General features: G+C 73.5%; 20 protein-coding genes. 10 read left to right on the top strand and 10 right to left on the bottom strand.

The window, feature by feature from the left end; all coding sequences use genetic code 11:
- Nucleotides 1–34: 34 nt before the first annotated feature.
- A complete protein-coding gene (locus AB0J71_RS12790; protein WP_364414156.1) occupies nt 35–1,183 on the top strand; it encodes a PQQ-dependent sugar dehydrogenase in 1,149 nt (382 codons plus the stop codon).
- Here AB0J71_RS12790 and AB0J71_RS12785 read toward each other — a convergent pair.
- Entirely contained in the window at nt 1,143–1,478 is a 336-nt protein-coding gene (locus tag AB0J71_RS12785) for a carboxymuconolactone decarboxylase family protein (protein WP_352324894.1), read from the bottom strand. The genes AB0J71_RS12790 and AB0J71_RS12785 overlap by 41 nt on opposite strands.
- 292 nt (nt 1,479–1,770) lie before the next feature.
- Here AB0J71_RS12785 and AB0J71_RS12780 point away from each other — a divergent pair, with 292 nt between their 5' ends.
- Genes AB0J71_RS12780 through AB0J71_RS12770 form a run of 3 tightly spaced genes read left to right on the top strand, consistent with a single transcriptional unit; the run spans nt 1,771 to nt 7,027 of the window.
- A complete protein-coding gene (locus tag AB0J71_RS12780) occupies nt 1,771–2,418 on the top strand; it encodes a hypothetical protein (RefSeq protein ID WP_364414154.1) in 648 nt (215 codons plus the stop codon).
- A gap of 10 nt (nt 2,419–2,428) precedes the next feature.
- Nucleotides 2,429–5,539, top strand: coding sequence for an AAA family ATPase (locus tag AB0J71_RS12775; RefSeq protein ID WP_364414153.1), 3,111 nt, complete (start codon nt 2,429–2,431; stop codon nt 5,537–5,539).
- 27 nt (nt 5,540–5,566) lie between these two features.
- Nucleotides 5,567–7,027, top strand: a complete 1,461-nt coding sequence (locus AB0J71_RS12770) for an MFS transporter (RefSeq protein ID WP_364414152.1) — start codon at nt 5,567–5,569, stop codon at nt 7,025–7,027.
- On the opposite strand, the gene AB0J71_RS12765 is transcribed toward AB0J71_RS12770, so the two are convergent.
- Both AB0J71_RS12765 and AB0J71_RS12760 read right to left on the bottom strand, forming a co-directional pair.
- Nucleotides 7,020–8,216, bottom strand: a complete 1,197-nt coding sequence (locus AB0J71_RS12765) for a TerC family protein (RefSeq protein WP_364414151.1) — start codon at nt 8,214–8,216, stop codon at nt 7,020–7,022. The two genes, AB0J71_RS12770 and AB0J71_RS12765, sit on opposite strands and share 8 nt — an antisense overlap.
- A 14-nt stretch (nt 8,217–8,230) precedes the next feature.
- Nucleotides 8,231–9,685: an LLM class flavin-dependent oxidoreductase gene (locus tag AB0J71_RS12760; RefSeq protein WP_364414149.1), complete on the bottom strand. Its 1,455-nt coding sequence runs from the start codon at nt 9,683–9,685 to the stop codon at nt 8,231–8,233.
- A 206-nt stretch (nt 9,686–9,891) separates the two neighbouring features.
- Here AB0J71_RS12760 and glnII point away from each other — a divergent pair, with 206 nt between their 5' ends.
- Nucleotides 9,892–10,911, top strand: a complete 1,020-nt coding sequence (glnII, locus tag AB0J71_RS12755) for a glutamine synthetase (protein ID WP_352324888.1) — start codon at nt 9,892–9,894, stop codon at nt 10,909–10,911.
- Between the two features lie 52 nt (nt 10,912–10,963).
- Here glnII and AB0J71_RS12750 read toward each other — a convergent pair whose 3' ends face one another.
- The 7 genes from AB0J71_RS12750 to AB0J71_RS12720 form a co-directional block, all read right to left on the bottom strand.
- A complete protein-coding gene (locus AB0J71_RS12750) occupies nt 10,964–12,475 on the bottom strand; it encodes an aldehyde dehydrogenase family protein (RefSeq protein WP_364414147.1) in 1,512 nt (503 codons plus the stop codon).
- Nucleotides 12,476–12,600: 125 nt separating this feature from the next.
- Nucleotides 12,601–13,491: an aminoglycoside phosphotransferase family protein gene (locus AB0J71_RS12745; protein ID WP_364414145.1), complete on the bottom strand. Its 891-nt coding sequence runs from the start codon at nt 13,489–13,491 to the stop codon at nt 12,601–12,603.
- An 82-nt stretch (nt 13,492–13,573) separates the two neighbouring features.
- Nucleotides 13,574–13,837 carry a DUF1876 domain-containing protein gene (locus AB0J71_RS12740; RefSeq protein ID WP_352324885.1) on the bottom strand — a complete coding sequence of 88 codons (264 nt, stop codon included), beginning with the start codon at nt 13,835–13,837 and terminating at the stop codon, nt 13,574–13,576.
- Nucleotides 13,838–13,896: 59 nt separating this feature from the next.
- A complete protein-coding gene (locus AB0J71_RS12735; RefSeq protein WP_364414143.1) occupies nt 13,897–14,496 on the bottom strand; it encodes a hypothetical protein in 600 nt (199 codons plus the stop codon).
- 78 nt (nt 14,497–14,574) lie between these two features.
- Entirely contained in the window at nt 14,575–15,501 is a 927-nt protein-coding gene (locus AB0J71_RS12730; protein ID WP_364414141.1) for a hypothetical protein, read from the bottom strand.
- Between the two features lie 234 nt (nt 15,502–15,735).
- Complete coding sequence (locus AB0J71_RS12725) at nt 15,736–18,978, bottom strand: NACHT domain-containing protein (RefSeq protein WP_364414139.1); 3,243 nt, start codon at nt 18,976–18,978, stop codon at nt 15,736–15,738.
- Nucleotides 18,979–19,005: 27 nt separating this feature from the next.
- Nucleotides 19,006–19,557: a cupin domain-containing protein gene (locus AB0J71_RS12720; protein WP_364414137.1), complete on the bottom strand. Its 552-nt coding sequence runs from the start codon at nt 19,555–19,557 to the stop codon at nt 19,006–19,008.
- Between the two features lie 100 nt (nt 19,558–19,657).
- Between AB0J71_RS12720 and AB0J71_RS12715 the strand changes: the two genes are divergently transcribed.
- Genes AB0J71_RS12715 through AB0J71_RS12695 form a run of 5 tightly spaced genes read left to right on the top strand, consistent with a single transcriptional unit; the run spans nt 19,658 to nt 26,873 of the window.
- Nucleotides 19,658–21,031 (top strand): SWIM zinc finger family protein, encoded by a 1,374-nt coding sequence (locus tag AB0J71_RS12715; protein ID WP_352330763.1) that lies wholly within the window; start codon nt 19,658–19,660, stop codon nt 21,029–21,031.
- Nucleotides 21,028–22,365 (top strand): DUF5691 domain-containing protein, encoded by a 1,338-nt coding sequence (locus AB0J71_RS12710; protein WP_364389994.1) that lies wholly within the window; start codon nt 21,028–21,030, stop codon nt 22,363–22,365. Before AB0J71_RS12715 ends, AB0J71_RS12710 begins: the two co-directional genes overlap by 4 nt.
- Nucleotides 22,362–23,426 (top strand): AAA family ATPase, encoded by a 1,065-nt coding sequence (locus tag AB0J71_RS12705; RefSeq protein ID WP_352323438.1) that lies wholly within the window; start codon nt 22,362–22,364, stop codon nt 23,424–23,426. Before AB0J71_RS12710 ends, AB0J71_RS12705 begins: the two co-directional genes overlap by 4 nt.
- On the top strand, nt 23,423–25,729 hold the full coding sequence (locus AB0J71_RS12700) for a DUF5682 family protein (protein WP_364414135.1): 2,307 nt from the start codon (nt 23,423–23,425) through the stop codon (nt 25,727–25,729). The genes AB0J71_RS12705 and AB0J71_RS12700 overlap by 4 nt, the downstream gene beginning before the upstream one ends.
- 4 nt (nt 25,730–25,733) lie before the next feature.
- Nucleotides 25,734–26,873 (top strand): VWA domain-containing protein, encoded by a 1,140-nt coding sequence (locus tag AB0J71_RS12695; protein WP_352323453.1) that lies wholly within the window; start codon nt 25,734–25,736, stop codon nt 26,871–26,873.
- Nucleotides 26,874–26,969: the final 96 nt, after the last annotated feature.

Here is a 26,969-nt window from a genome sequence, read left to right as displayed (position 1 = left end):
AACGTCCCCGGTCGGGCGTGCGAGTATGGACGGCGTGCGCCCCCTCGCGGCCGTGCTCCTCCTGGCCCTCACCGCCTGCTCGGCCGCCTCGCCCCCGCCCGGCCCGGCCCCTGCGACCTCCGCCCCGCCGGCCTCCACCCGGGCTGCCACGCCGGCGAGCCCCGAGCCGAAGGGCGCTCCCCGGCAGGTGCGTTTCCGCGAGCTCGGCCGGTTCGAACGGCCGGTCGCCCTCGCCGTGCGCAAGGGCGACGCCCGGCTCTACGTCGCCGAGCAGGGCGGCCGGCTGCGCGCCACGGACGGCGACGTCCTGGTCGACCTGTCGGGCGAGGTGAGCGGCGGCAACGAGCAGGGCCTGCTCGGCGTGGCCTTCCATCCCTCCGGCCGCTGGCTCTACCTCGACTGGACCGACGCGCGCGGCGCCACCCACGTCACCGAATGGGCCTTCGACGGCCGGCGCGCCACCGGCCGGCGCGACGTGCTCACCCAGGACCAGCCGTACGCCAACCACAACGGCGGCCAGCTCGCCTTCGGCCCCGACGGCCACCTCTACGTCGGGCTCGGCGACGGCGGCAGCGCGGGCGACCCGCAGGGCAACGGCCAGGACCTCGGCACGCTGCTGGGCAAGATCCTGCGCATCGACCCGCGCGGCAGGCCGTACAAGGTGCCGCGGGACAACCCGTTCGCCGGGAAGGACGGCGCGCGGCCCGAGATCTGGGCCTACGGCCTGCGCAACCCCTGGCGGTTCGGCTTCGACCGGCACAGCGGCGACCTGTGGATCGGCGACGTCGGCCAGGACGAGGTGGAGGAGGTCGACCGCCAGCCGGCGGCGTCCAGGGGCGGCGAGAACTACGGCTGGAACCTGCGCGAGGGCGAGCGGCCCTTCCGCGGCGGCACGGGCCGCGGCCTGACCGAGCCGGTCATCACCTACCCCCTGCACAAGGACGGCGCCTGCTCGGTGATCGCCGGGTACGTCTACCGCGGCGCCGCGCTGCCCTGGCTGCGCGGCAGCTTCCTGTACGGGGACTTCTGCGCCGGCTGGGTCAGGGCCGCGCCCGTGGCGGAGCCGTCGAAGGCGGCCGAGATCGGCCGGGTCGAGCAGCTCTCCTCCTTCGGGGAGGGGCTCGACGGCGAGCTCTACGCGCTCAGCCTGCGGGGTCCGCTCTACCGGATCGAGCCTGCCTGACCCGCTCGATCAGCTCCTCGACCTGGTCGTTGAGCCGTGATCCGCGGGTCCAGCCGGCGTAGTGGGTCAGGAAGACCACCACTTCGCGCAGCTCGCTCTCGCTCAGGTCGCCCGCCCGCAGCGCGACGTCAAGCTGTACGGCGGTCAGCTCGTCGAGCCCCTGTCCGACGAGCAGCCCGAGCAGCAGCAGCCGGCGCTCCTTGACCGACAGGGCGGTCCTCGACCACAGGTCGGCGAACTGCCGCTCAGCCGTCATGCCGAAGGAGTCGACGGTCTCCATCGCGGGTTCTTTCATGGTGCGCTCCGGGGCTCGGGATGGGCGTCCTCATATCCTTTGCTACTTCCTGTGGTCTACCAATGGGGGTTGCACGAACGTTGTATCCCGGGCGACCGTAGAGTGTGGCGACCTGGCGCATACCATCATTTGGTGATCTGTAACAAGTAAAGCCAATCAATGGCCAAGATTTGGTCAAGATTTCTCATCGTGCATCCGGCCTCATTCCGCATGAAAGCGGGCACAACAACTGCGTTGGTCCGTAAAGCGGAGGTAAGCCCTGGTGAAAAGGACACGGGCTTGGATCGCGCTCATGGTCGCGATTTCCGTGCTGCCGGCGTGCGGGCAGCCGGAGTTCACCTACGTACGGGACAGGGAAGGCACCACCTATTTCAAGGTGCCCGCCTCGTTCAAGCAGCTCAACGCCTATCCGATCGAACTGTATCTGACGGGTGACCGGCCCGGTTCGCTGGCGGCGGCGACCCGCGCGCAGCGGGTCTGGTCCACGGCCTTCGACCAGTCGGCCGAGCCGTCGGTCAACCATCTGCTGAGCTCGTCCGACCCGTTCGTGTACGCCACCGTGCACAAGCTCACCGAGCAGCAGCGCGACGCGATCTCGCTCAACCGCCTGCGCGACTTCGTGCTGCCCGTGACCGACCCGATGCGCGAGCTGTACGAGCAGCAGGCCATGAGCACCGGCCGGCCGCCCATGTTCGCCAAGTTCGAGCTCCTCAGTGACGACGTCCTCGCCCTGGAGAACGGCGCCAGAGGCGTACGGGTGCGCTTCAACTACCAGATCGGCGCCGACGTCCAGACGTTCGACCAGACCGCCATCCTCGACGAGAAGGGCGCGACGGTCTCGGTCATGCTCATCGGCTGCCGGGCGGCCTGCTACCGCGAGCGCGGCGCCGAATTCGACAAGATCGCGGGTTCGTTCAAGCTGCTCCGGCTGCCCGGATGAGGGGACGTCAGTGACCACCACCGTTCAGCACGAAGGGCTGCGCGCCCCCGGCAGCGGGCCCTCCGACCCGGACTCCGTGACCAGGAAGAAGATGCAGTTCTGGGACCGGAGCAAGTTCCTCATCTCGCTGGTCCTGGCCTACCTGATCCTCACCTGGAAGGTGATGGCCGACTGGACGGGCGTCGTGACCTTCCCCGAGGCGGCCTGGAAGATCGGCTACGAGTACCAGTGGATCTTCTGGCTGCTCGGCGCCGAGGTCCTGCGGCAACTGCACTTCCTCGTCAGCGAGCACTGGTCGGGCTACCACCGGTTCTGGAGCCAGAAGGTCTTCGGCGGCTTCGAGCGGTGGACGCACCGGCGCTTCGACGACTGGACCAGGTACCGCATCTCCAGGGCCCTGAAGATCGCCTTCTTCGTCACGCTGACCGCGCTCGTGGCCGGGGCGGTGCTGGACGTCAGCCCGTTCGTCGCCCTGTTGCAGGCGCCGACGCTGATCTGGCAGGCGCTGCCGTTCCTGCTGCAGATCGTCTTCCTGTTCTTCTTCGTCATCATCCAGTTCGTCGGCCTGTTCTGGTTCCTGTCCAGGGGCGGCGTGGAGACGTACTTCCCCGACGACATCAAGACCCGCTTCGCCGACGTCTGGGGCCAGGACCACGTGGTCGAGCGGGTCCAGGAGAACATCGTCTTCCTGGAGCGGCCCGACGAGATCGAGCGGCGCGGCGGGTACGTGCCCAGCGGCCTGCTGCTGTGGGGCCCGCCGGGCACCGGCAAGACCCTGATGGCCGAGGCCGTGGCGGGCGAGACCGGCAAGCCGTACGTGTTCGTGGATCCGGGAGCCTTCACGAACATGTTCATGGGCGTCGGCATCCTGAAGGTCAAGGGGCTGTTCAGGAAGCTGCGCAAGCTGGCGCTGCGGTACGGCGGCGTGATCGTCTTCTTCGACGAGGCCGACTCGCTCGGCAAGCGCGGCAAGCTGGCCCAGCAGGGGCCGCCGGGGCAGGGCGGCTTCTCGGCCCACACCGGCTGGTCGGCGCACTCCGGCTTCTCGGCGTACTCCGGCTGCCACGGGATGACGTACCTGTCGGAGGAGAGCCGCTCGGTGCTGGCCTTCAAGGGCCGGCGCGAGGCCGCCGACCCGCCGGGCACCTGGCGCGAGCGCTTCTTCGCCGGCGGCGGCATGATGAACAGCGGCGACCCCGGCACCCTCCAGGCGCTGCTCACCGAGCTGTCCGGGCTCAAGAAGCCGCGGGGCTTCTTCAACCGGCTGGTCAGGCGGCTGCTCGGGATGCGGCCCAAGCCGCCGCCCAAATACCGCATCCTCGTCATGATGGCCACCAACCGGCCCGACGCGCTGGACGAGGCGCTGCTGCGGCCGGGCCGCATCGACCGCATCTACAAGGTCGGCTATCCGTCCAAGGCCGGGCGGGTGCGGACGTACCAGGGCTATTTCGACAAGGTCGAGCACGAGCTCACCGGGGAGCAGATCGACAAGCTGGCCACGATCACGCCGTACGCGACCGGGGCCACGATCAAGGACCTGGTCAACGAGTCGCTGATCACCGCCATCCGTGCTGGGCGGGAGGTCATCACCTGGTCGGACGTGCTGCGCGCCAAGCGGCTCAAGCAGCTCGGCCCGCCCGAGGACGTCGAGTACATCGAGCGCGAGCGGCACGCCGTGGCCGTGCACGAGGCGTGTCACGCGGTGGTGGCGTACGTGACCCGGTTCCATCTGGAGATCGACATCGCCACCATCGAGAAGGGCGCCGACTACCTGGGCATGGTCGCCTCGATCAAGCCCGAGGACCAGTTCACCCGCTGGAAGTCCGAGTACGAGGCCGACATCATGGTCTCCCTGGCCTCGCTGGCCGGCGAGCGCATGTTCTTCGGCGAGGACAACTCCTCCGGCGTCTCCGGCGACCTGCACGCGGCCACGTTCCTCACCGCGCTCATGGAGTCGTACTGGGGGATGGGCTCCGGCGTCACGTCGCTGCCCGCGCTGCAGGAGCTGGAGATCCACGGCGGCAAGGCCATGCGCGGCCGGGGCGGCGGGGGAGGCGGCATCGGCATCACCGAGCGCGAGCCGGTGCGCGCCGCGCCCGACCTGACCCCCGACGTGCTGGGCGAGCGCATCGAGTTCAACCTGGTGCGGCTGCTGGAGAAGACCGAGCGGCTGCTGGAGGAGCACCGCCGGCAGGTGTTGTGCCTGGCGCACGCCCTGGAGACGCACAAGACGCTCAACGGCGACGACGTGGTGGCCGTCATCCGCGGCGAGCGCGGACCGCTCGTGGACGGCACGATCTACGCCTCCGACGAGCTCTACGAGCAGCTGGAGGACTACCACCACGACGCGGCCAGGGCGCACAAGGAGCACAGCCGCATCGAGCGCGAGCTGCCCGGCCCGGCGGCGGAGGAGGCCGAGCCGCGGGCGGGCGCCTTCGCCGCCCCGGCCGCCGGCACGGCCACGGCCCAGGTGATCACGGCCGAGGTCACCCGGATCGACCAGGGCGGCGGGCAGGGCGTCGGGCAGGGTGTCGGGGGCGTCGAACAGGGCGGTGACCGGCCCGAGTTCGTGCCGTGGGCGCCAGGCCCGCGGGCGGTCCCGGGCCCGTCAGCGGCCCCGTCGGCGGTCCCGTCGGTGGTCCCGTCGGTGGTCCAGGCGGTCCAGGCGGTTCCGGCGGGGATTCCGGCCGGCGTCCCGCACGCGGGCTTCGGTCCGGTTGCCGGGGCGGTCGCCGAGGTCCGGCCGCGGCGGCGCGCCGGGCGGGCCTGGCTGGTCGTGGCCAGCCTGCTCGGGCTGATCGCGCTGGCCCTGATCACGGCGCTGGCGGTGACCGGCGCGGTGCCCGGCGCGGGCGCCGACGTCGCGGCGGCTCCCGTGCTCGCCTCGCCGGCGCTGCTGCTCCTGCTGTTCGTGGTGGTCGTCGGGGTGGTCGTGGGCGCCGGGCTCGCGTTCGTGGCGGCCAGGGGCGTACGGGCGGCGCAGGCCAAGGCGGAACGCGAGCGCGACGAGGCCCACCGGCGGGCCCAGCTGCTGGCCGCGGCCATGGACCCGGACACGGCCATGCGGCTGCTCGGCTACGACGGCACCGGCAACGGCAACGGGACCCGGGCCGATGGGTGATCACATAGTCACTTAGAGTAAGGACGCATGAACAAGGACGGCGTCGTGCGCAGCCTGGTCCCCGCCCGCATGGACCGCCTGCCGTGGGCGCCGTTCCACACCCGGCTGGTGATCGCGCTCGGCGTGGCCTGGGTGCTCGACGGGCTGGAGATCACCATCGCCAGCAACGTCGGGGCGTTCCTGCAGCGCCCCGACACGCTCGGCTTCACCTCCGCCGAGGTGGGCCTGTCGGCCACCGTCTACCTGATCGGCCAGGTGGCCGGCGCGCTCTACTTCGGCTGGCTGTCCGACCGGCTCGGCCGCCGCAAGCTGTTCATCCTCACGCTCGGCATCTACCTGGTCGCCAGCGGCCTGACCGCCCTGTCGTGGGACCTGTGGAGCTTCCTGGTGCTGCGTCTGGTGGCCGGGGCGGGCATCGGCGGCGAGTACGCGGCCGTCAACTCCGCCATCGACGAGATGATCCCCTCCCACTACCGGGGCCACGTCGACCTGGCCATCAACGGCACCTACTGGCTGGGGTCGCTGCTGGCCACCTCGGCCACGTTCCTGCTGCTGCACCCGGGCGGGCCGCTGGACCCCGACCTGGCCTGGCGGCTCGGGTTCGCGGTCGGGCCGGTGATCGGCCTGGCCATCTGGGGGCTGCGCCGGCACCTGCCGGAGAGCCCGCGCTGGCTGATGACGCACGGCCGCGAGGAGGAGGCCGAGCAAGTCGTCGCCCGCATCGAGCGGGAGGTCGAGCGGGAGGACCGGGTCAGGCTGGAGCCGGTGCCGCAGGAGCAGGCGCTGGAGATCGTCCCCGAGCACCACGCGCCGCTGTCGCAGGTCGCCAGGACGTTGTTCCGGACCTACCCCGAGCGCTCGGTGCTGGGGGCGACGCTGATGATCTGCCAGTCGTTCCTCTACAACGCCGTGTTCTTCACCTACTCGCTGGTGCTGACGCACTTCTACGGCGTCCCGGCGGGCTCGGTGCCGCAGTACATGTTCGCCTTCGCGGCCGGGAACCTGCTCGGGCCGCTGCTGCTGGGCAGGCTGTTCGACACGGTCGGGCGCAGGCAGATGATCTCGGCCACCTACATCACCTCGGGGCTGCTGCTGGCGGTGACCGGCTGGCTGTTCAAGGAGGGGCTGCTGACGGCGGTCACGCAGACCGCGCTCTGGTCGGTGATCTTCTTCATCGCCTCGGCGGCGGCCAGCTCGGCGTACCTGACCGTGAGCGAGATCTTCCCGATCGAGCTGCGGGCCCAGGCCATCGCGATCTTCTTCGCGCTCGGGCAGGTCGCGGGGGCGTTCGGGCCGACGGTCTTCGCCTCGCTCATCGGCGACCAGCGCAACCCCGACCCCACCAGGCTGTTCTGGGGCTACTGCTTCGGCGCGGGGATGATGGTGGCGGCCGGGCTGGTGGAGATCGTCTTCGGGGTGAAGGCCGAGCGCACACCGCTGGAGCACATCGCGGCCCCACTGACCTCCCGCCAGGCCACCTCTACCTAGCCGGGCCGTGCCCGCCCTGGTGCCCGTCCTGGTGCTCGGCGTGCGCCCGCGCCACCAGGGCCGCCAGCCGCTCGTCCCGGGCGACGCCGGCGCGCTGCCGTTCCGGCAGCCCGGCCAGTTGCGCCTCGGACGCGAGCAGGTCGCGGTAGACCTCCTCGCGCCGCCCTGCGTCCTTCTCCACCTCCAGGTAGTCCTGGGCGTGCCGGCGGACGGCCGACACCACGTTCTGCGCCCGGCCGCGGGGGCTGGCCAGCGAGGCGGCCACGGTGACCAGCAGCACGCCGACGATCACCGACAGGGACAGCCCGGTGCTGATCTCGGTGACGTTCACCGGCTCGCCGTCGTTGACGAACGGCACGTTGTTCTCGTGCAAGGCGTGCAGCCCGAGCTTGACGCCGATGAAGGCCAGGATGACCGCCAGCCCGTAGGCGAGGTAGATGAGCCGGTCGAGCAGGCCGTCGATGAGGAAGTAGAGCTGCCGCAGCCCCAGCAGGGAGAAGGCGGTGGCGGTGAAGACGAGGTAGACGTTCTGGGTGAGGCCGAAGATCGCCGGGATGGAGTCGAGCGCGAACAGCACGTCGGTGCCGTCCAGGGCGATCATGACCAGCAACATCGGCGTCATCACCCGGCGGCCGTCCACCACCGTGAACAGCCGGTCGCCGTCGTAGGTCTCGGTGGCGCGGAACAGCCGGCGGGCCAGGCGGACCATGATGTTGTCGGTGTGACCCTCGCCGGTCTCGGGCCGCAGCAGGTTGCCCGCCGTGAGCAGCAGGATCAGGCTGAAGACGTAGAACACCCAGGCGAACGTCTCGATCATCGCGGCGCCGAGGAGGATGAACCCGGTCCTGGCCACCAGCGAGAAGACGATGCCGAACAGCAGGGCCTTCTGCTGGTCGGCGCGCGGCACCCGGAAGCTCGCCATGATGACGAGGAAGACGAACAGGTTGTCGACCGACAGCGCCTTCTCGGTCACGTACCCGGCGAAGTACTCCGCGCCCGGCTCGGCGCCGCCGAACACCCACACGCCCACACCGAACAGCAGGGCGATCCCGACGTACAGGGCCGACCAGACGGCCGCCTCGCGCAGCGCGGGGACGTGCGCCTGCCGCACGTGGAAGAAGAAGTCGAACAGCAGCAGGCCGACGATCCCCAGGATCGTCAGCCACCACACGGGCGCGGACACGTCCACGAACGCTCCTCGGGCTAGAGGCCGATCTCCAGGCGGCCGACCGGCTCGGCCAGTTCCTCCTCCTCGTAGGCGAAGTGCGAGGTCAAGGCCTGCGAGAGCCGTTCGACGCCGGTCCGGACCCGGTCGATCCTGGCCGGGTCGGCGATCATCTCCGCGCACGCCCGGTCCAGGCGGTCCAGCAGCTCGGCGATGACCTCGTGCTCCTGCTCCAGCTTCTTGACCACCGGCTCCAGGGCGGGGTCGCGCTCCGTGAGGGCGGGGAAGGTGCTGTCGTGCTCGACGTCGTGGTGCACGGTCAGCAGGCGGCGGAAGGTCGCGCAGAACACGCCGAGCGTCCAGTGGTTCTGGCGCAGCGCGAGCCGGTCGCCGTCCTGGTGCGGGGCCGCGGTCTCGGCGGCGACCTGCTCGACCGCGTCCCTGACCTGGCGGAGCTGGGCGCGGTAGCCGTCGTGCACGTCCACCAGGCGGCGGCCCAGCCGGGCCTGGCCGGGGGTCAGGGACGCGGGGTCGCCGCCCGCCGTCCTGGGCCGGCCGGCCTCGTCCAGGTCGGGGATCGTCACCTGCGGGCGGACCGGCTCGGGCGCGGGCCGGCCGCGCTCCCTGGCCACGGCCGCCCGTACGGCGGGCGCGACCTCCTCGGTGAACACCCGCAGGTCCCGCTCGGCCTCCACCCCCGGGGCCAGCACGAACCCGCTCATGCCGGCCTCGAACACCAGCTCCGTGAGCTGCTCGGCCCACAGGGCGGCGGGCCCGTCGAGGAAGCCCGCGCCGGGCAGCGGCGACAGGCTGCCGCCGAGGTTGTAGACCTTGCGGATCGCCGCCGGGTCGCGCCCGGCGTCGGCGGCGGCCGCGTCGAGGATCCTGGCCTGCGCGGTCACGGCCTCGGGCGGGCTGTGGAAGGACGAGGTCAGCCAGCCGTCGCCCGTCCGGCCGGTCAGCTCCAGCATGCGCCGCCTGGTCGCGCCGATCCAGATTCCGATCGGGTGCGGCGGGAACGGGCCGGGCCGCGCGCCCGCCAGCCGGTGATGGCCGCCGGAGAAGGTCACCGGGTCGCCCGGGGTCCACAGCGCCCGGATGACGGTGATCGCCTCGGCCAGCGCCTCGATCGACTCGCCGGGGGAGAGCCGGGGGCCGCCCATGGCGGCGATGGCGTCCCACAGCGCGCCCGCGCCGACCCCCAGCTCCACCCGGCCGCCGCTGAGGATGTCCAGCGAGGCGGCGGCCCTGGCCAGCACGGCGGGCGGGCGCAGCGGCAGGTTGGCCACGTCGGGCACCAGCCGGACGCGCTCGGTGCGCTGCGCGATGGCGGCCAGCAGGGTCCAGGAGTCCAGGAAACCCGCCTGGTAGGGGTGGTCCTGGACGCCGACCAGGTCCAGGCCGAGCCGGTCGGCGAGCTCGGCGTGCCGCAGGACCCGCTCGCCGTCGGCCGCCTCGGGCGCGAGCAGCGCGCCGAACCAGACATCGTCCATGATCATCATCCCCCGGGCTCGATCGTCGTACGGCCGCCGTCCCCCGGACGGCCGACCTGCCTCAGCTAACCGGCTTTATTGGATTTACCCCCTAATAGCGGCACGGGTGGCGGCACGATTAACATGGCGTTCACATTCGGGCAAAAACCGGGAAATGGCCGTCCATAAGACTCGGCGTGGCTGAGAGAAATCCCGAAAGGACCACCGTGAGCTACAAGGCTGAGTACATCTGGATCGACGGCACCGAGCCCACGGCTCTGCTGCGCTCGAAGACGAAGATCCTGGCTGACGGTGCCGAGCCTCCGGTCTGGGGCTTCGACGGCTCCAGCACCAACCAGGCCAAGGGCCACGCCTCCGACCGCGTGCTGCGCCCGGTGTTCACCTGCCCCGACCCGATCCGCGGCGGCGACAACGTGCTCGTCCTGTGCGAGGTCGAGGAGATCGACGGGACGCCCCACTCCAGCAACACCCGCGCCCTGCTGCGCCCGATCGCCGAGCGGTACGCCGACCAGGAGTCCTGGTTCGGCATCGAGCAGGAGTACACCTTCTTCAAGGGCAGCCGCCCGCTCGGCTTCCCCGAGGGCGGCTTCCCCGCCCCGCAGGGCCACTACTACTGCGGCGTGGGCGCCGAGGCCGTGTTCGGCCGCGAGATCGTCGAGCTGCACCTCGACCGCTGCCTGGCGGCCGGCCTGGCCGTCTCCGGCATCAACGCCGAGGTCATGCCCGGCCAGTGGGAGTTCCAGATCGGCCCGGCCGGCCCCCTCGAGGTCTCCGACCACATGTGGGTCGCCCGCTACCTGCTCTACCGGACGGCCGAGGAGTTCGGCGTCGAGGCCACCCTCGACGCCAAGCCCGCCCGCGGCGACTGGAACGGCGCCGGCGCGCACACCAACTTCTCCACCAAGGCGATGCGCGAGAGCTACGACGCCATCATCACCGCCTGCGAGGCGCTCGGCGAGGGCGACAAGCCCATGGAGCACGTCTCCCAGTACGGCGCCGACATCGAGCTGCGCCTGACCGGCCACCACGAGACCGCCCCGTGGAACAAGTACACCTACGGCGTGTCCAACCGCGGCGCGTCCGTGCGCATCCCGTGGCAGGTCGAGGTGGACAAGAAGGGCTACATCGAGGACCGCCGCCCGAACGCCAACGTCGACCCATACGTGGTCACCCGCCTGCTGGTGAACACCTGCTGCGAGGCCCTGGAGAAGGCCGGCCAGGTCTGATCCGCCCGCACACGCAAGAAGCCGCCCCCGGCCGGGGGCGGCTTCTTCCGTGTCAGATCCGGAACTCCAGATCCGGGACGATCTCCGCCACGTCCATCTGGGCCTTCTGCAGCCGGCCCGAGAAGTCCCAGTTCATCGCCTGCCAGCGGGTGAACTGGTCGAGCACCCACATGCCCGACTGGCGGCTGCCGTTGCCCGACTTGCCGTTGCCGCCGAAGGGCAGGTGGGCCTCGGCGCCGGAGGTGGAGTTGTTGACGCTGACCATGCCGGCCGAGATGCCCTCGCGGAAGCGGAAGGCGTGCGTGGGGCTGGTCGTGTAGATCGAGCTCGACAGGCCGTAACCGGGGCGGTTGGCCAGCTCGACGGCCTCGTCCAGGGTGGTGAAGGTGGTGACGCCGACGATCGGGCCGAACGTCTCCTCCAGGAACAGCCGGTCGCCGGGCCGCACGCCGTCGACGATGACCGGGTGGTAGTAGAGGCCGCCGTCGCCGTCGAAGTCGCCGCGCGGGTTGTCCTTGGTGATCCTGCCCGTGCTGCCCGAGACGACCTGGTGGTGGGGCTGGATCCAGGTCAGGTACTCCTCGTACCGGTCGGCGAACTTCTGGTCGAGCAGCGGGCCGGCCAGCACGTCCTGCTCGGGGTCGCCGATCCTGGCCGCGCCGGTCGCCCGCGCGAACCGCTCGACGAACTCGTCGTGCACGCTCTCGTGCACGATGACCGTGCCCAGGCTCGTGCAACGCTGGCCGGCGGTGCCGAAGCCGGAGAACAGCGCGCCCTCGACGGCCAGGTCGAGGTCGGCGTCCGGCATGATCACCATCGGGTTCTTGCCGCCGAGCTCCAGGCACGCCGACTGCAGGTGGCGCCCGGCCAGCTCGCCGACCTTCCGGCCGACCTCGCTCGACCCGGTGAAGCCGACCTTGTGCACGCTGCCCTCCTCCAGGGCCAGCTCCAGCCCCGCGAAGGTCTGCGCGCCGTCGGCGAAGACCACGTTGAGCACCCCGTCGGGCAGCCCCGAGGCGGCGAACAGCCGGTACATGGCCTCGGCGGAGGCGGCGGCGTACTCGGCGGGCTTCCACACCACGGCGTTGCCGCACAGCAGCGCGGGCACGAGGTACCAGGACGGCACGGCCACGGGGAAGTTGCCCGCCGTGATCACCGCGGCGACCCCGACCGGGTTGCGGAAGGTGAACAGGTTCTTGTCCGGCATCTCCGACGGAACGGTCTGCCCGTAGAGCCGGCGGCCCTCGCCCAGGAAGAAGTCGCAGGTGTCGACGATCTCCCGCACCTCGCCCAGCGCCTCGGCGTACGGCTTGCCGATCTCCCGGGTGACCAGGCGGGCCAGGCTCTCGGCGTTGGCCTCGACCAGCCGCCCGATGGAGGCGATCACCCGGCCGCGCACCGGCGCCGGCACCTTGGCCCACTCGCGCTGGGCCTCCTTGGCGGTGCGGCAGGCGGCGGCGAACGCGGCGGCGTCGGCCAGGCCGACCCGGGCCACGACCTCGCCGGGGCGGGCGGGGTTGGTCGACTCGTACACGCTCTCGCCGGTGGTGTCCTTCCCACCCACGATTGACACGATCTGACGGCTCACCGGTGGCCTCCTCGTAGTTCCTCCGGACAGACAATCATCTCGCCGGAAAAAACCCAAGAAACCCGTCAGCGTGCGATTCAGCGTGCGGTTCGGTGCGCGGTTCAGCGCGGGCTGCCGAGGACCTCGCGGATCACGTGGCGGGCGTTGGCCGCCATGGCCGGGTTGGTGTCCTTGTAGTAGGGGAGCTGGATCAGCGCCATGGACAGGGCCCGGCCGCGGCCGCGCGCCCAGGTGGCGTCGTCGGCGCCGAGCGCGGCCCGGAAGACCTCGCGACCGGCGGGCGGCAGCAGGTTCCAGGCCGGGATCAGGTCGCAGGCCGGGTCGCCCGCGCCGGCCGTGCCCCAGTCGATGACCCCGCTCAGCCGTCCGTCGCGGACCAGCAGGTTGCCCGGCATCAGGTCGGCGTGCACCCAGACGGGCCCGCCCTGCCATTCGGGCGCGCTCAGCGCCTCCTTCCATGCGGCCGTGGCGGCGGCGGTGTCGATCATGCCGTCGAGCTCGCCGATCGCGGCCCGGGTGGCCTCGTCCAGGCGGGACAGCGGGCCGCCCCGGTAGGCGCCGGGCGCGCCGGCGGGCTCGACCTCGCGCAGCGCGGCGACGAACGACGCCAGGTCGGCGGCCAGCGCCTCCCCGCCGCCGGAGAGCGCCCCGGCCTCCGGATTGTCGCCGTCCAGCCACCGGCACACCGACCACGGCCAGGGAAAACCCTCACCCGGCAGGCCCTGGCCGAGCACCGACGGGATCGGGATGGGCAGCGCGGGGGCCAGCAGCGGCAACCACCGCCCCTCCCGGGCGACGTCGCCGGCGCCCTGCCTGACGCGCGGCAGGCGGACGGCCAGGTCGTCACCGAGCCGGAAGACCGCGTTGACGGTGCCGGAGGAGGGAAAACGGCGCAGCGGGAGACCGGCCCACCGCGGGAACTGCGCGGCCAGCAGCCGCCGGACGAGGGCCTCGTCGATGTCGGCCTCGTCCGCGTGCATCCTGCCGCCCATGCGCGTCCCCCTCGGTCCGTACGATCCGCGGGGGCCATGTCAGCGGACCGGGGGCGGGCGCGTCAAGTCGTTTTCGCCGCCCTCACCAGGACCTGGTCGGCACCGGGCCGCCGTCGCCGAGCTCGTGCCGGGCGTCGCTGGACAGCCGTCCGGCCAGGTCGGCCAGCGCCCGCGCGACGGCCAGCTCGTCCCCGACCTCGGGCATGGACGGGTCGGCGGGGTTGCGGCGGGCGTGGCCCGAGCCCTCGACCCGCGTGCCGTCCGGGACGGTCAGGACCGCCCGCGCCGAGGTGTCGTCGCCGTCCTCGGCGAGACTGATCCGGACCGTCCACTCCTTGGCTTGCATGGCTCGCCTCCTCCCGCGTACGGCTGCCCGGACACACGGCGGTAAACCGGACGGCGCGGCTACGGGCGGCGCGGGCGGCGCCACCGGTCGTTGGCGCGGATCCAGGCGGCGTCCCAGTCGGCGTACCTGCGCCGGTCCAGCAGCCGGCGCAGCGCCGCGACGGCCCCCAGCACCAGCAGGAAGGCCAGCACCTGGACGAACGCCGCCATGCCTACGCCACGCAGGACCACGTCGGTGCGGCTCGGCGGCGGCGTGGTGGGGTCGCCCGCGCGGTCGATCCACAGGGGGACGGTCTGGCCCGCCCGCGTGCCGGCCGGCACCTGGACCTGCCCGGTCCTGGCCACCCCCGCCGGGGTGGTCCAGCTCGCCGGGACCATGGTGGTCGCCGCCTCGCCGAACGACGGCCGCACGGGCCGCGGCTCCCGCAGCGCCGTCGCGGTCACCTGCTGCCGGAAGCCGGGGCCCACGCGGGCCTCGCGCAGGCCGCCCTCGTAGGTGACCCGGCCGGCCAGCACGGCCGGCCAGACGCTCAGCAGGACGAGCAGCACCGCCACCGCCAGCACGGCGCTCTCCACCCGGTCGGAGCGGCGGCGCAACGGGTTGCGGTCCGGCCGGTGCCTGCGGATCCGCAACAGCGCGGCGTTCATGACGGCCCTCATCGCGCACCTCCCACGGTCACCTTTCCTCCTTCCCGCAGAAACGGCCGGTAGCCCGCCCGCGGGCAGCCGCCGTGCCGGTCAGCTCCAGGGCGCCGTCGGGTACCAGATGAGGTCGCGGCGGGCCAGGATCCGGACGTCCCAGTACAGAAGGGTGAAGACGCCGGCCACGACGAGCGCCGCGCCGGTGATGAGGGCCAGGCGGGCCGGGGTGGCGGTCAGCCAGCGGTGCGCGCGGCCCCCGGTGGCCAGGGCGAGCAGCACGAACAGGACCGACATGACGACGAGGTTGCCGGCCGACTGCAGCATGAACGCCAGCGCGCCGTACAGGGGGTTGTGGCTCTCGGCGGCGTCCCGGAAGAGCTGGCGGAACAGCGGGAACGGGCGGCCGATCAGGAAGCCGCCGATCAGCGCGCCCATGACGGCCATGCGGGCCCTCGGGTGGCGGGCCAGCGGGTCGGGCAGGTAGCCGAGCGCGGCCAGGCCCAGGTAGAGGAAGGCCAGCCCGATCAGCCCGAACGTGACCATCGCCTGGACCAGGCCGGGGGACAGGGTGCCCGGCGCGGGCCTGGCCGTGGCGAACTGCGGCATGGCGGTGCCCACGATCCCCACCACGACGCCGTACGCGCCGGACACGGTCAGCGCGCCGGCCGCCAGCCAGCCGAGCGGGCGCAGCGTGCCGCGGATCCGCGCGCCGACCGACGGCCTGGCCCCGACCAGGGGCGCGACCGCGCCGAGCGCGGCGATGTTGCAGGCGGTGAACGAGCCCGCCAGGCCGGAGGCGAAGGCGAACACGATGCCGGAGAGCGTCCCGGCGATGGGGGTGGCGTCGGCGTCGCGGCCGAGCATCGTGTCGGCGACCGTCGAGCCGATCGTCTGGTCCACGAACTCGGCCGACCACACCACGGTCAGCAGGAATCCCACCAGGGCGCTGAGCAGCAGCACGAGTCCGCGGCGGCGGGCGGGGGCGGAGTCGACGGCGGGGGTCGCGGCGAGGGGCAGGGTCATGGTGGTTCCCCTTCTCGTCCAGCGGGACGCGGCGCCCGCGCACGGGCGGACGCCGGGCGTCCCGGGGGGTGAACGTGTACACGCCGTGCAAGTTCTGTGACGACGGCCTGGACGGTGATCAGGGCAGGGCGCCAGGCCGGCCATGGCCGGTTGATGGGAACTCCGAACGGGATATTGCCACGTTTAGCACGAAATGCCGGGTAGTAAAAGGCGCCGCCCACCCCTGCCGGGACGTCACACCCTCCTGATCCGCACGCCGTCCCCGTTGACGACCCGCTGCGTGTGCCCGAGCCGGACGGTGAGCCCCGGCATCCCGGCCAGCGGGCTCACGTCGAGGTCGTGGGGCATGAGGAACAGGCTCAGGCTGCGGAGCTGAGGGAGCGCGGCGAGCGGCGATAGGTCGGTCACGGCGGGGCACAGCGCCAGGGTGAGGGAGGAGAGCCGCGTCTGGCCGCGCAGCGGGCCGAGATCCGTCAGGGCGGGGCAGTGGCGCAGGCGCAGGCGGGTCAGGGAGAACCCGCCGAGCGGCGCGAGGTCGAGCCCGCCGACCCCGTCGAGGGACACCTCCGTGACGGCCGGGCAGGTCCGGGCGGCGGCGTCGAGGCAGGCGCCGGCCTCCGCGACGCCGTCCAGCCACAACTGCCGCAGCCGCCGCATCCCGGAAAGGACCGTGCCGGGCAGCGGCAGGCCCTCGCGCCTCACGTGCAGCGACTCCAGCTCGTCCTGGCGGGCGAGCGGCGCGTGCCAGGAGTCCCGGCCGTCGTCGAGCAGGTCGATGAGGAGATCGTTCAGGCGGGGCAGCCGGTCGAGGAAGGACGGATCGTCGAGCCGGACCCCCCACAGCCGCAGGGTGCGCAGCTGTCGCGACTCGTCCAGGCGGGCCACGTCCACGGCGCGCGGCTCGTCGTAGAAGAACAGGCCGAGATGGGTCAGCCGGGGCAGCGACTCCACCCCGTCCAGGGACCGGATCTGGGCGTCCTGCAGGCTCAGCGACTCCGTCTGTGGCAGGTCGCGGAGGAACCGCAGGTCGGGGAGGGGAGTGGGCACGGTGACGCGCACGTCTGCCGCCTTCAGCAGGCAGGCGCTGCGCAGATGGCGGGCGCTGGAGAAGGTGACGTCCTCCATGTCGGCCAGGACGCGCCGGGCGTAGACGTCGGCGTCGAAGTACTCCCAGCCCTGGCGAAGCTGCTCCCGTACCTGCCACCGCGGGTCGGCGGCGTATCCGGCCAGGCGGTCCAGGGCCTCGGGGCCGTTGATCAGGAACGTCGTGCGGACCGTCCACGCCGCGCGCTGCACCGGCAGGGCCGTCAGGTCGCGGGGCAGGCGGCGCAGGATCTCCTCGCCCGCCGCCGCCAGCAGGGTCGCCTCCTCCTCCGTACGCGGCGGGATCACCTGCGCCAGGCACGCCTCCACCCGGTCGCGCAGCCCCGCCGGGATCTCCTGGACGGTCTCCAGGCACGCGGCCACCAGCAGCCGCAGCCGGCGGGCGTGCTTGCCGCCCTGGTCGGCCCGGTCCAGCAGGCCGCCCAGCAGCTCACCGCGCAGCCGGCCGTTCGCGTGCCCGGCGGCCATCACCACGACCTCGCGCCACTGGTCCAGGTGGGCCCGCTCGACCGCGGCTTCGACGTCCTCGTCCTCCACGAGCTGCCCGGCGGCCAGGTACTCCTGCACGGTCCGGTGCGCGAAGTCGATCCGGCCGGGCACCGGCTCGCGCAGCACGCCGCTCCTGCGCAGCAGGTGTTCCAGCACGTCGGAGGCGGTGTGCGAGACGCGGGTCATCGAGGCGAGCTTCTGCTCGACCCGGCGCAGCGCGGTCGCCTTCGACAGCTCGGAACGGCCCATCGACACCAGCCGCCAGGCCAGGTCGCGCAGGATCCACACCTTCTGGTCGGGGTCGAGGGACACGTCGTCGTCGATCCGCCGCTCGGCGTCGCGGCGTTCCAGCAGCAGGCTCAGCACGGCGTCGTAGAAGCCCATCCGGCTGCGCGGGAGCTGAGTGCGGCGGTCGAGGTTGAGCGCGCACAACATGGCGGCCAGCAGCGGGGTCGAGGCGACCACGCCCAGGTGCGGATTGGACTCCATGCGGGCCAGCAGGGCGACCTCGTAGCCCTCCAGCTCGCCCGGCTCGCACGGCAGGCTCGGGCAGTCGCGCATCGCGACGTGCCACTGGCGGATCAGCTCCCGCTGGTCGTCGGGCGTCATCGGCTCCAGCGTCGACGCCGCGAACCCCTCGTCGGCCAGCCAGCGGGCGTCGGCGGCGGTCGGACGCGAGGTCACCACGACCCGCAGCCCCGGATAGGCCGCCAGCAGCCGCGACAACCACTCCCGCACGGCCGGCCGGTGCCGGACGAGCAGCTCGTCCACCCCGTCGACCAGCAGCAGGCCGCGGCCGGAGTCCAGCACGCGCTCCACCCAGCCGCGCGGCATGCGCCCGGCGACCTCCCGCGCGACGTCGTCGAGAAAGGCGGCGGGCGCGGGCAGCCGTCCCGACGAATGGCTCCTCAGCTTGATCATCAGCGGCACGCAGCCGTTCCAGGCGGCCAGGTCGCCCGAGAAGCCGCCGCGCGCGGCGGTCACCGCGAGCCAGCGCAGCAACGTGCTCTTGCCCGAACCGGCGTCGCCGCGCAGCAGCGTGAGCCGGGCGCGGCCGAGCGCCGACTCGATGCGCTCGGCGCCGCGCTCGGCGGGATGCCCGCCGGTGAGCGCGGCGATCGACAGCCGCTCCGGCGCGCGCGGCCCGCGCTCGCCGGAGGAGACGTTGAGGCTGATGTAGGCCATGCTCAGCGACGTGCGCGGGCGGTAGGTCTCCACCCGGACGCCGAACAGCTCGACCTCGTCGAGGGTGCGGCTGGCGAAACCGAGGTAGAGGCGTTCGAACGCGGCGTCGTCCTGGGTGCCCTCCGGGGCCTCCAGGGTGCGCTGCGGCATCCTGGCGAGCAGCCGTTCCACGCCCTCGGCCAGGCCGCTCAGCCTGCCCAGCGTCTCGGTGGCGGCGCGCGGCACGTACTGGGGGAGCTGCCGCATCAGGCCGACAAGGCAGTCGACGGACTCGGCGAGCAGGACGGCGTACAGGCGGTCCTCGGCCTCCCCGAGACGCGGTTCCGGGAGGGCGGCCAGGATGCGCTCGGCGAGCTTGGCCGGGTCGGCGTCGGACTCGAACAGCGCCTCGTCCGACAGGTCGGCGGCGCGCAGCGCGGCCACGGTCTCCAGCAGGACGGCGGCCCGCGCGGACTCGTCCAGCCCGCGGAACTCCTGCTCGATGAGCCGTGACAGCCGGCCCTCGACGGCCAGCGCGATGCCCTGGAGCTGGTTGTCGATCTTCCGGTGCGCCAGCCGGTCGCGAAAGCCGCTCTGGACCAGGTCCTTCAGCTCACTCGTCCGGTCCTTGCGCGCGGCCCGGACGGCCAGCCATTCGCGCATGGCGCGCTCCGCGACGCTCTTCCCAGCGGCGGTCAGGGCCGCCTCGATGCCCGGCATGCCTTCTATATAAGACGATCTTTACGATCACGCGGTGAAATCGGCGAAGTCGAACCCCGGCGACACGACGCAGCTCACCAGCACCGCCTCGTCCCCGGCCGGGCGCGCGGACTGCCACACGCCGCCGGGCACGACCGCCTGCGGCACCTGCCCTCGCTCGACCAGCGGCCCGAGGACGACGTCGCGGTCTCCCACGGTCAGGCTCAGCGGGCCGCCCCGGTGCCACAACCACACCTCGTCCGACCTGACGACGTGCGGGACGGACTCCTCACCCGGCTGGAGCAGGAAGTAGATGCCGGTGGCGCTCGCGCGCGGCCCCGGGTAGCCGTCGGGCCGGAGGGTGACGGGCGAGCGCCAGGTCTCGCGGTACCAGCCGCCCTCCGGATGGGGGAGCAGGTCGAGCGCGGCGGCCACGGGCGGGCGCTCGACGAAGGCGACGGGCGCGCCGGTGACGTCGCGCCGCAGGAAACGGGTGCCGTCGAGGACGGCCTGGCCGTCGAGCGCGGCGGCCAGCGCCAGGGCGGCGGCCTCGTCGGCGACCTCGGTGGGCGCGCCGTCGGGATAGATCCTCAGCTCCACATGGCCGATCTTACGAGGCCCCGGGACGCGCGCGGACCGCGTCCGGCGGGCAGGCCGCCCGCCGCGCGAACTGTCGGTCGGCCTGGCTAGTCTGCGGCAGGTGATCGAACGGTGGAGCCGTGATCAGGTGCTCGCCCTCGCCCCCGACGCGCCGTCCAGGAAGGCGGCTCAGGGGGTGGCCGCGGCGGGCAAGTGGTCCTCGCGCGGCACGACGGGCAGCGTCCTCTACGGCGAGTGCGCGGGCAGCGGGTCCAAGCCCTACCTGGCGTGCGTCGACCTGACCGAGCCCGCCTACCGGTGCAGCTGCCCCAGCCGCAAGTTCCCCTGCAAACACGCGCTGGGCCTGCTGCTGCTGTGGTCGGCCGACGACGTGCCCGCCGAGGAGGCCGCGCCGCAGTGGGTCACCGAGTGGCTCGACGGCCGCGCCGAGCGCGCCGCCAGGTCCGCGGCCCGCGCCGAGACCTCCCGCGACGCCGCCGCCGCGCCCGCGCCCGCGACCGGGCCGGGGGCTGGGACGGCGGCCGGAGCCGGCACCGGGGCGGGCGCCGGGGCGGGCGCCGGCGCTGGGGCGGCCGGGGCGGGGAAGGCGGAGACGGTGCGGCAGGCGCGGGTGGGGGCCGGGCTGGCGGAGCTGGAGCGCTGGCTGGCCGACCAGATCCGCCAGGGCCTCGCCTCCTCCGCCGAGCACGACTGGGACGGCCTGGCCAAGCGCCTCATCGACGCCCAGGCCCCCGGCGTCGCGGGCCTGGTGTCCCGGCTGACCCAGGTGCGCGCGGAGGACGACTGGCCCGGCCGGCTCCTGGAGGAGTACGCGCTGATCAACCTGCTCGCCGTCGCCTACCGCCGCCGCGCCGAGCTGCCCGCCCCCCTGGCGGAGACCGTCCGCATCCGCACCGGTTTCCCGGTCACCCGGGAGGAGGTGCTGGCCGGGCCTGCGGTGCGCGACCACTGGCACGTCCTCGGCCGCCGCGACGACGAGCACGACCGGCTGACCGCCCGCCGCGTCTGGCTCAAGGGCCGCGCCACCGGCCGGGTGGCCCTGATCCTCTCGTTCGCCCCGCCCGGCCAGGCCCTCGACGCCTCGCTGGTCACGGGCACCACGATCGACGCCGACCTCGCCTTCTACCCGGGCGCCGCGCCCCTCCGCGCCCTCGTCGCCGCCCGCCACGACACCGATCCCCTTCCCGGCGAGGGCGCTCCACCGGCCGGGGTGCCGGTCGGCGAGGCGCTGGAGGAGGTGGCGCGGGTGCTGGCCGACGATCCCTGGACCGAGTCGTGGCCGCTCGTGCTGGCCGGCGTCGTCCCCGGCCGCACCGCGGTCGGCGGGCTGCCGCTGCACCCGCGGGCCCGGGACCCCTGGCGGCTGATCGCCGTCTCGGGCGGCCGTCCCGTCACACTGGCCGCCGAATGGACCCCGCAGGGCCTGCGCCCGCTCACCACCTACGACGACGAGGGAACGGCGGTGCTTCTGTGACCTGGGACGACCTGGCCTCCACGGCCCTGGTGGGCACCGACCGCAGGCCGTACCGGGGAGACCTGCTGGCTGCCGCCGCCGTCGAGACGGCCCGCCGGCGCGCGGGCCGCGGCCCGGTCGAGGCCGCGCCGCCGGCCCCCGCCCCCGCCGAGGACCTGCCCGCCGTGGGCAGGCGCGCGGCCGGGCGGCTGGTCCGGATCATGGGCGGCGACTACGACCGCCTGCTGCCCGAATGGCTGGCCGCGGCCGCCGCGACCGGCCGCAGGGTGCCCTGCGACGTGCTGCCCGACCTGCTCGAGAGAGGCCGGCGCGACCGCTCGATCCGCGCCCATCTCGGCGTCCTGGCCGGGCGGCGCGGCCGCTGGCTGGCCGGTCTCAACCCGGCGTGGGGCTACCTGCTGGAGGAGCCCACCGGCGAGACCTGGGAGCTGGGCGGCCCCGCCGACCGCCGCGCCCACCTGCGCGCCCTGCGCGCCGCCGACCCCGACGCGGCCAGGGAGCTGCTGGAGAGCACCTGGGAGCGGGAGACGCCCGACGACCGGGCCGAGTTCGTCGAGCTGCTGGCCGACGGGCTGTCCATGGGCGACGAGCCGTTCCTGGAGGCCGCGCTCGACGACCGCCGCCGGGAGGTCCGCCAGGCCGCCGCCAACCTGCTGACCCGGCTGCCCGGCTCCCGCCTGTCCAGGCGCATGGCCGAGCGGGCGCGGGCCTGCGTGTCGATCTCCGGCTCGGCCATCGCCGTCGAGGCGCCCCTGGAGTGCGACCGGGCGATGGAACGCGACGGCGTGCGTCCCAAGCCGCCGCGCGGCATCGGCGAGCGGGCCTGGTGGCTGCAGCAGATCCTGGCCCGCGCGCCGCTGGGCTTCTGGGGCCGGCCGCCGTCCGCGCTGCTGAAGATGCGCATCCCCGACTGGGACGCCGAGGTGAAGGCCGCCTGGGTCCGGGCCGCGGTGCTGCAGAAGGACCCGGAGTGGGCGCGCGCGATGTTCGGCTGGGACCCGATCGCCGACCTGCTCGAAGCGCTCCCGCCCGCCGAGCAGCAGGAGCTCGCCGCGGGCTTCGTCCAGCAGCACGACCTCGACAGCCAATTGATCATGGTGCTCGGCGGCGTCTCGTCCCATTGGCGGGAGGGCCTGGCCACGGCCGTCCTGCACAAGATCGTCAAGGTGGCGGCCGTCCAGCCGTGGAACCTCGGCGAGCTGGTCAAGCTGGCGGGCGAGCATATCGACCCCGCGCTGTTCCCGCTGGCCGAGAGCTACTCGCCGGTGGCGCCGATCCAGCAGGTCGCCGCCCTCCTGCGTTTCCGTGCCGACATGTACAAGGAGCTCGCATGACCGTCCTGCGTCCCCACGCCGAAGACCAGTACGCCGAGGAACTGGCCTACCTGGCCAAGGACGACGACCGCCCCCGGCCCCCCGGCTGGAAGTTGTCGCCGTGGGCGGTGACCCGCTACATCCTGGGCGACGACGACCGCGTCACCCCCAAATACGTCGGCGCCCGCCGCATCGTCGAGGTCGCCGTGGCCACGCTCGCGACCGACCGCGCGCTGCTGCTGCTCGGCGTGCCCGGCACGGCCAAGACGTGGTTGTCGGAGCATCTGGCCGCGGCCGTCAGCGGCGACTCGACGCTGCTCGTCCAGGGCACCGCGGGCACCGCGGAGGAGGCCGTCCGGTACGGCTGGAACTACGCCAGGCTGCTGGCCGAGGGCCCCTCGTTCGAGGCGCTGACCCCCTCGCCGGTGATGCGGGCCATGGCCGAGGGGCGGGTCGCCCGCGTCGAGGAGCTGACCCGCATGCCCTCCGACGTCCAGGACGCGCTGATCACCGTCCTGTCGGAGAAGACGCTGCCGATCCCCGAGCTCAACCGCGAGGTCCAGGCCGAGCGCGGCTTCAACGTCATCGCCACCGCCAACGACCGCGACCGGGGCGTCAACGAGCTGTCCAGCGCCCTGCGCCGCCGGTTCAACACCGTCGTGCTGCCCGTGCCCGCCAGCGCCGAGGAGGAGGTGCACATCGTCGCCCGCCGCGTCACCCAGCTCGGCCGCTCGCTGGAGCTGCCGGAGACCTCCACCGGCCTGGCCGAGATCAGGCGCGTGGTGACCGTCTTCCGCGAGCTGCGCGCCGGCGTCACCGAGGACGGCCGCACCAAGGTCAAGTCGCCGAGCGGCACCCTGTCCACGGCCGAGGCGATCTCGGTGCTCACCAGCGGCATCGCGCTGGCCGCCCACTTCGGCGACGGCGTGCTGCGGCCCTCCGACGTCGCGGCCGGGATCGTGGGCGCGGTGGTGCAGGAGCCGGTCTCCGACCGGGTGGTGTGGCGCGAGTACCTGGAGACCGTGGTGCGCGAGCGTCCCGACTGGCGCGACTTCTACCGCGCCTGCCGCGAGGTGTCATGAGCGCCGTCTCCGTGCTGGGCGTGCGCCACCACGGCCCAGGCTCGGCCCGCGCGCTGCGGCGCGAGCTCGAACGCCTGCGGCCCGACGCGATCCTCGTCGAGGGGCCGCCGGAGGCCGACGCGCTCGTGGCGCTCGCCCCCGACCTGGAGCCGCCGGTCGCGCTGCTCGCGCACGTGCCCGGCGCGCCGGCCAGGGCCGCGTTCTGGCCGTTCGCGCAGTTCTCGCCCGAATGGCAGGCGATCCTGTACGGCGCCGCCGCCGGCGTCCCGGTGCGCTTCTGCGACCTGCCCGCCGCCCATTCCCTGGCCGACGACGAGGAAGCCGACCAGACCGGCGACGGGCTGCGGACCGACCCGATCGGCGCGCTGGCCGCCGCGGCCGGGCACGACGATCCCGAACGCTGGTGGGAGGACGTCGTCGAGCACCGCGGCGACACCCCCTTCGAGGTGATCGCCGAGGCCATGGCCGCCGTGCGCGAGGGCCACGTGCCGGCCGGCCGGGAGGCCAGGCGCGAGGCGTACATGCGCAAGGCGCTGCGGGCCGCGATCAAGGAGGGGTTCGGCACGATCGCGGTGGTCTGCGGCGCCTGGCACGTGCCCGCGCTCACCGGGCCGCTGCCCCCGGCCGCGGCCGACAACGCGCTGCTGCGCGGCCTGCCGAAGGTGAAGGCCGAGCTGACGTGGGTGCCCTGGACGTACGGGCGGCTGGCCTCCTGGAGCGGCTACGGCGCGGGCATCACCTCGCCGGGCTGGTACCACCACCTGTTCACCGCCCCCGACCGGCCGGTCGAGCGCTGGCTCACCGAGGCCGCCGCCGTGCTGCGCGAGGAGGGGCTGCCGGTCTCCTCGGCGCACGTCATCGAGTCCGTCCGCCTGGCCGCCGCCCTGGCCGGGCTGCGCGGCAGGCCGCTGGCCGGGCTGGGCGAGGTGACCGAGGCGGCCAGGGCGGTGCTGTGCGAGGGCGACGACCTGGCCGTCGAGCTGATCCAGCGGCGGATGGTCGTCGGCGACCGGCTGGGCCACGTCACCGACGGCACCCCGATGGTCCCGCTCCAGCGCGACCTGCGCGAGCAGCGGCGGCGGCTGAAGCTGCGGCCCGAGGCCCTCGACCGGGAGCTCGACCTCGACCTGCGCAAGCCGCTCGACCTGGAGCGCAGCCATCTGCTGCACCGGCTGCGGCTGCTGGAGGTGGGCTGGGGCACACCGGGGCAGGCGCGCGGCAAGGGCACGTTCCGCGAGTCCTGGACGTTGCAGTGGCGGCCCGAGCACGACCTCGCGCTCATCGAGCACGCCGCCCTCGGCACCACCGTCGAGGCCGCGGCCGCGCGGCGCGCCCGCGACCTGGCCGGGGCCGCGTCGGCGACGCTCGCCGACCTGACCGCGCTGGTGGAGCAGTGCCTGCTGGCCGACCTGCCGCAGGCGCTGCCCGGCGTGCTCGCCGCGCTGTCGGCCAAGGCGGCGCTGGACACCGACGTCACCCAGCTGATGGCGGCGCTGCCCGCGATGGTCCGCGCCCACCGGTACGGCGACGTGCGCGGCACCTCGGCCGAGGGACTGGCGGTGATCGTGCGCTCGATGCTCGACCGGATCTGCGTCGGGCTGCCGGTCGCGGTCACCGCGCTCGACGACGACGCGGCGGCCGAGCTGCTCAGACACGTCGACGCGGTGCACGCCGCCGTCGCCCTGCTCGCCGAACCCCCCGCCGGCTCGCCGCCGCCCACGGCGTCCTCCACGGCGGCCGACGCCGACGGCGACGCTGAGGGCCTGGGCGACGCGGCGGAGGGGGCCGACGAGGGCGGGGCGGGCGGTTCGCCGCGGGCCCGGTGGCTGGGCACGTTGCGGGGCATCGCCGACCGGCAGGACCTGCACGGGCTCATCGAGGGCCGGCTCACCCGCGTCCTGCTCGACTGCGGTGAGCTCGCCGACGCGGGCGACCGCATGTCCAGAGCCATGTCCCGGGGACAGACCCCGGTCAGGGCGGCGGCCTGGGTCGAGGGCTTCCTGTCCGGCGGCGGCCTGCTCCTGGTGCACGATCCGCGCCTGCTGGGCTTGGTCGACGCCTGGCTGACCGCGTTGCCCGCCGACCAGTTCACCGACGTGCTGCCGCTGCTGCGCCGCACGTTCGGCGGCTTCGCCGTGCCGGAGCGGCGGGCCGTCGGCGAGCGGGTGAGCGCGGCGGGCCGCGCAGGCGGCGCCGGCGGCACAGTCGGTGCCGGCAGCGCGAACGAGCCGCACATCGACGAGCGGCGCGCGGCGGGAGCCGCGGCGACCGTGCTGGCGATCATCGGGAGAGACCGTGGATGAGCGCATGCGCAGGTGGCGGCTGGTGCTCGGGGGCGGCGACGCCGACGGCACCGGCTGCGCCCTGCAGGGTGCCGACGCCCAGATGGACGCGGCCCTGGCCGCCGTCTACGACCACGACGGCCGCGAGGGGCAGAGCCGGCGCGAGGGCGGCCTCGGGGCGTCCGCGCCGCGGGTGGCCCGCTGGCTGGGCGACATCCGCACGTACTTCCCGTCCACGGTCGTCCAGGTCATGCAGAAGGACGCGATCGAGCGGCTCAACCTCACCAGGCTGCTGCTCGAACCGGAGATGCTGGAGGCCGTGGAGCCCGACGTGCACCTGGTCGGCACGCTGCTCGCGCTCAACCGGGTGATGCCCGCGCAGGCCCGCGAGTCGGCCAGGGCGGTGGTGCGCAAGGTCGTCGACGAGCTCGAACGCCGGCTGGCCGACCGCACAAGGGCGGCGGTGACGGGCGCGCTCGACCGTTCGGCGCGCACCCACCGGCCCAGGCGGGTGGCCGACATCGACTGGGACCGGACGATCCGGGCCAACCTCAAGAACTACCTGCCCGACCGGAACACGGTCGTCCCGTCGCGGCTCGTCGGCTACGCGCGCCGGCAGCGGTCGGTGCAGCGCGAGGTGGTGCTCTGCATCGACCAGAGCGGTTCGATGGCGGCCTCGGTGGTGTATTCGAGCGTGTTCGGGGCGGTCCTGGCCTCGATGCGGTCGCTGAAGACGTCGCTGGTGGTGTTCGACACGGCGGTGGTCGACCTGACCGAGCAGTTGCACGACCCGGTCGAGCTGCTGTTCGGCACCCAGCTCGGCGGCGGCACCGACATCAACCGGGCGATCGCCTACTGCCAGGGGCTCGTCACCCGCCCGGCCGACTCCGTCTTCGTCCTGGTGAGCGACCTGTACGAGGGCGGCGTGCGGGAGGAGATGCTGCGCCGGGTGGCGGCGATGACCCAGGCCGGCGTGCAGGTGATCGTGCTGCTCGCGCTCTCCGACGAGGGCGCGCCCTTCTACGACCACGACAACGCCGCCGCGCTGGCCGCGATGGGCGTGCCCGCGTTCGCCTGCACCCCCGACGCCTTCCCCGACCTGATGGCCGCCGCCATCGAACGCCGCGACATCGCGCGCTGGGCCGAACGCCACGTCAGCACCTGAGCGGTGCACGCAGAAGACGGCGGCTCCGAACGCCGCGTCAGCCCGTGACCCGGGCACGCGAACGGCCGCGGCTCCCCCCCCCGCAGGGGAGCCGCG

Origin of the sequence: Nonomuraea sp. NPDC049637 (genome assembly GCF_040675235.1) — a bacterium.
Taxonomy (GTDB): Bacteria; Actinomycetota; Actinomycetes; order Streptosporangiales; family Streptosporangiaceae; genus Nonomuraea.
Note: the sequence above shows the minus strand (reverse complement) of the source record. Positions and strands in the feature narration are given on the sequence as shown.

Bases quoted from the DNA above. Each gene is read 5' to 3' on its own strand.
- AB0J71_RS12785 (WP_352324894.1), bottom strand. From the start codon at position 1,478: ATGAAAGAACCCGCGATGGAGACCGTCGACTCCTTCGGCATGACGGCT.
- AB0J71_RS12780 (WP_364414154.1), top strand. From the start codon at position 1,771: ATGGTCGCGATTTCCGTGCTGCCGGCGTGCGGGCAGCCGGAGTTCACC.
- AB0J71_RS12770 (WP_364414152.1), top strand. From the start codon at position 5,567: ATGAACAAGGACGGCGTCGTGCGCAGCCTGGTCCCCGCCCGCATGGAC.
- AB0J71_RS12760 (WP_364414149.1), bottom strand. From the start codon at position 9,685: ATGGACGATGTCTGGTTCGGCGCGCTGCTCGCGCCCGAGGCGGCCGAC.
- AB0J71_RS12745 (WP_364414145.1), bottom strand. From the start codon at position 13,491: ATGGGCGGCAGGATGCACGCGGACGAGGCCGACATCGACGAGGCCCTC.
- AB0J71_RS12740 (WP_352324885.1), bottom strand. From the start codon at position 13,837: ATGCAAGCCAAGGAGTGGACGGTCCGGATCAGTCTCGCCGAGGACGGC.
- AB0J71_RS12735 (WP_364414143.1), bottom strand. From the start codon at position 14,496: ATGAGGGCCGTCATGAACGCCGCGCTGTTGCGGATCCGCAGGCACCGG.
- AB0J71_RS12730 (WP_364414141.1), bottom strand. From the start codon at position 15,501: ATGACCCTGCCCCTCGCCGCGACCCCCGCCGTCGACTCCGCCCCCGCC.
- AB0J71_RS12725 (WP_364414139.1), bottom strand. From the start codon at position 18,978: ATGCCGGGCATCGAGGCGGCCCTGACCGCCGCTGGGAAGAGCGTCGCG.
- AB0J71_RS12705 (WP_352323438.1), top strand. From the start codon at position 22,362: ATGACCGTCCTGCGTCCCCACGCCGAAGACCAGTACGCCGAGGAACTG.
- AB0J71_RS12700 (WP_364414135.1), top strand. From the start codon at position 23,423: ATGAGCGCCGTCTCCGTGCTGGGCGTGCGCCACCACGGCCCAGGCTCG.
- AB0J71_RS12695 (WP_352323453.1), top strand. From the start codon at position 25,734: ATGCGCAGGTGGCGGCTGGTGCTCGGGGGCGGCGACGCCGACGGCACC.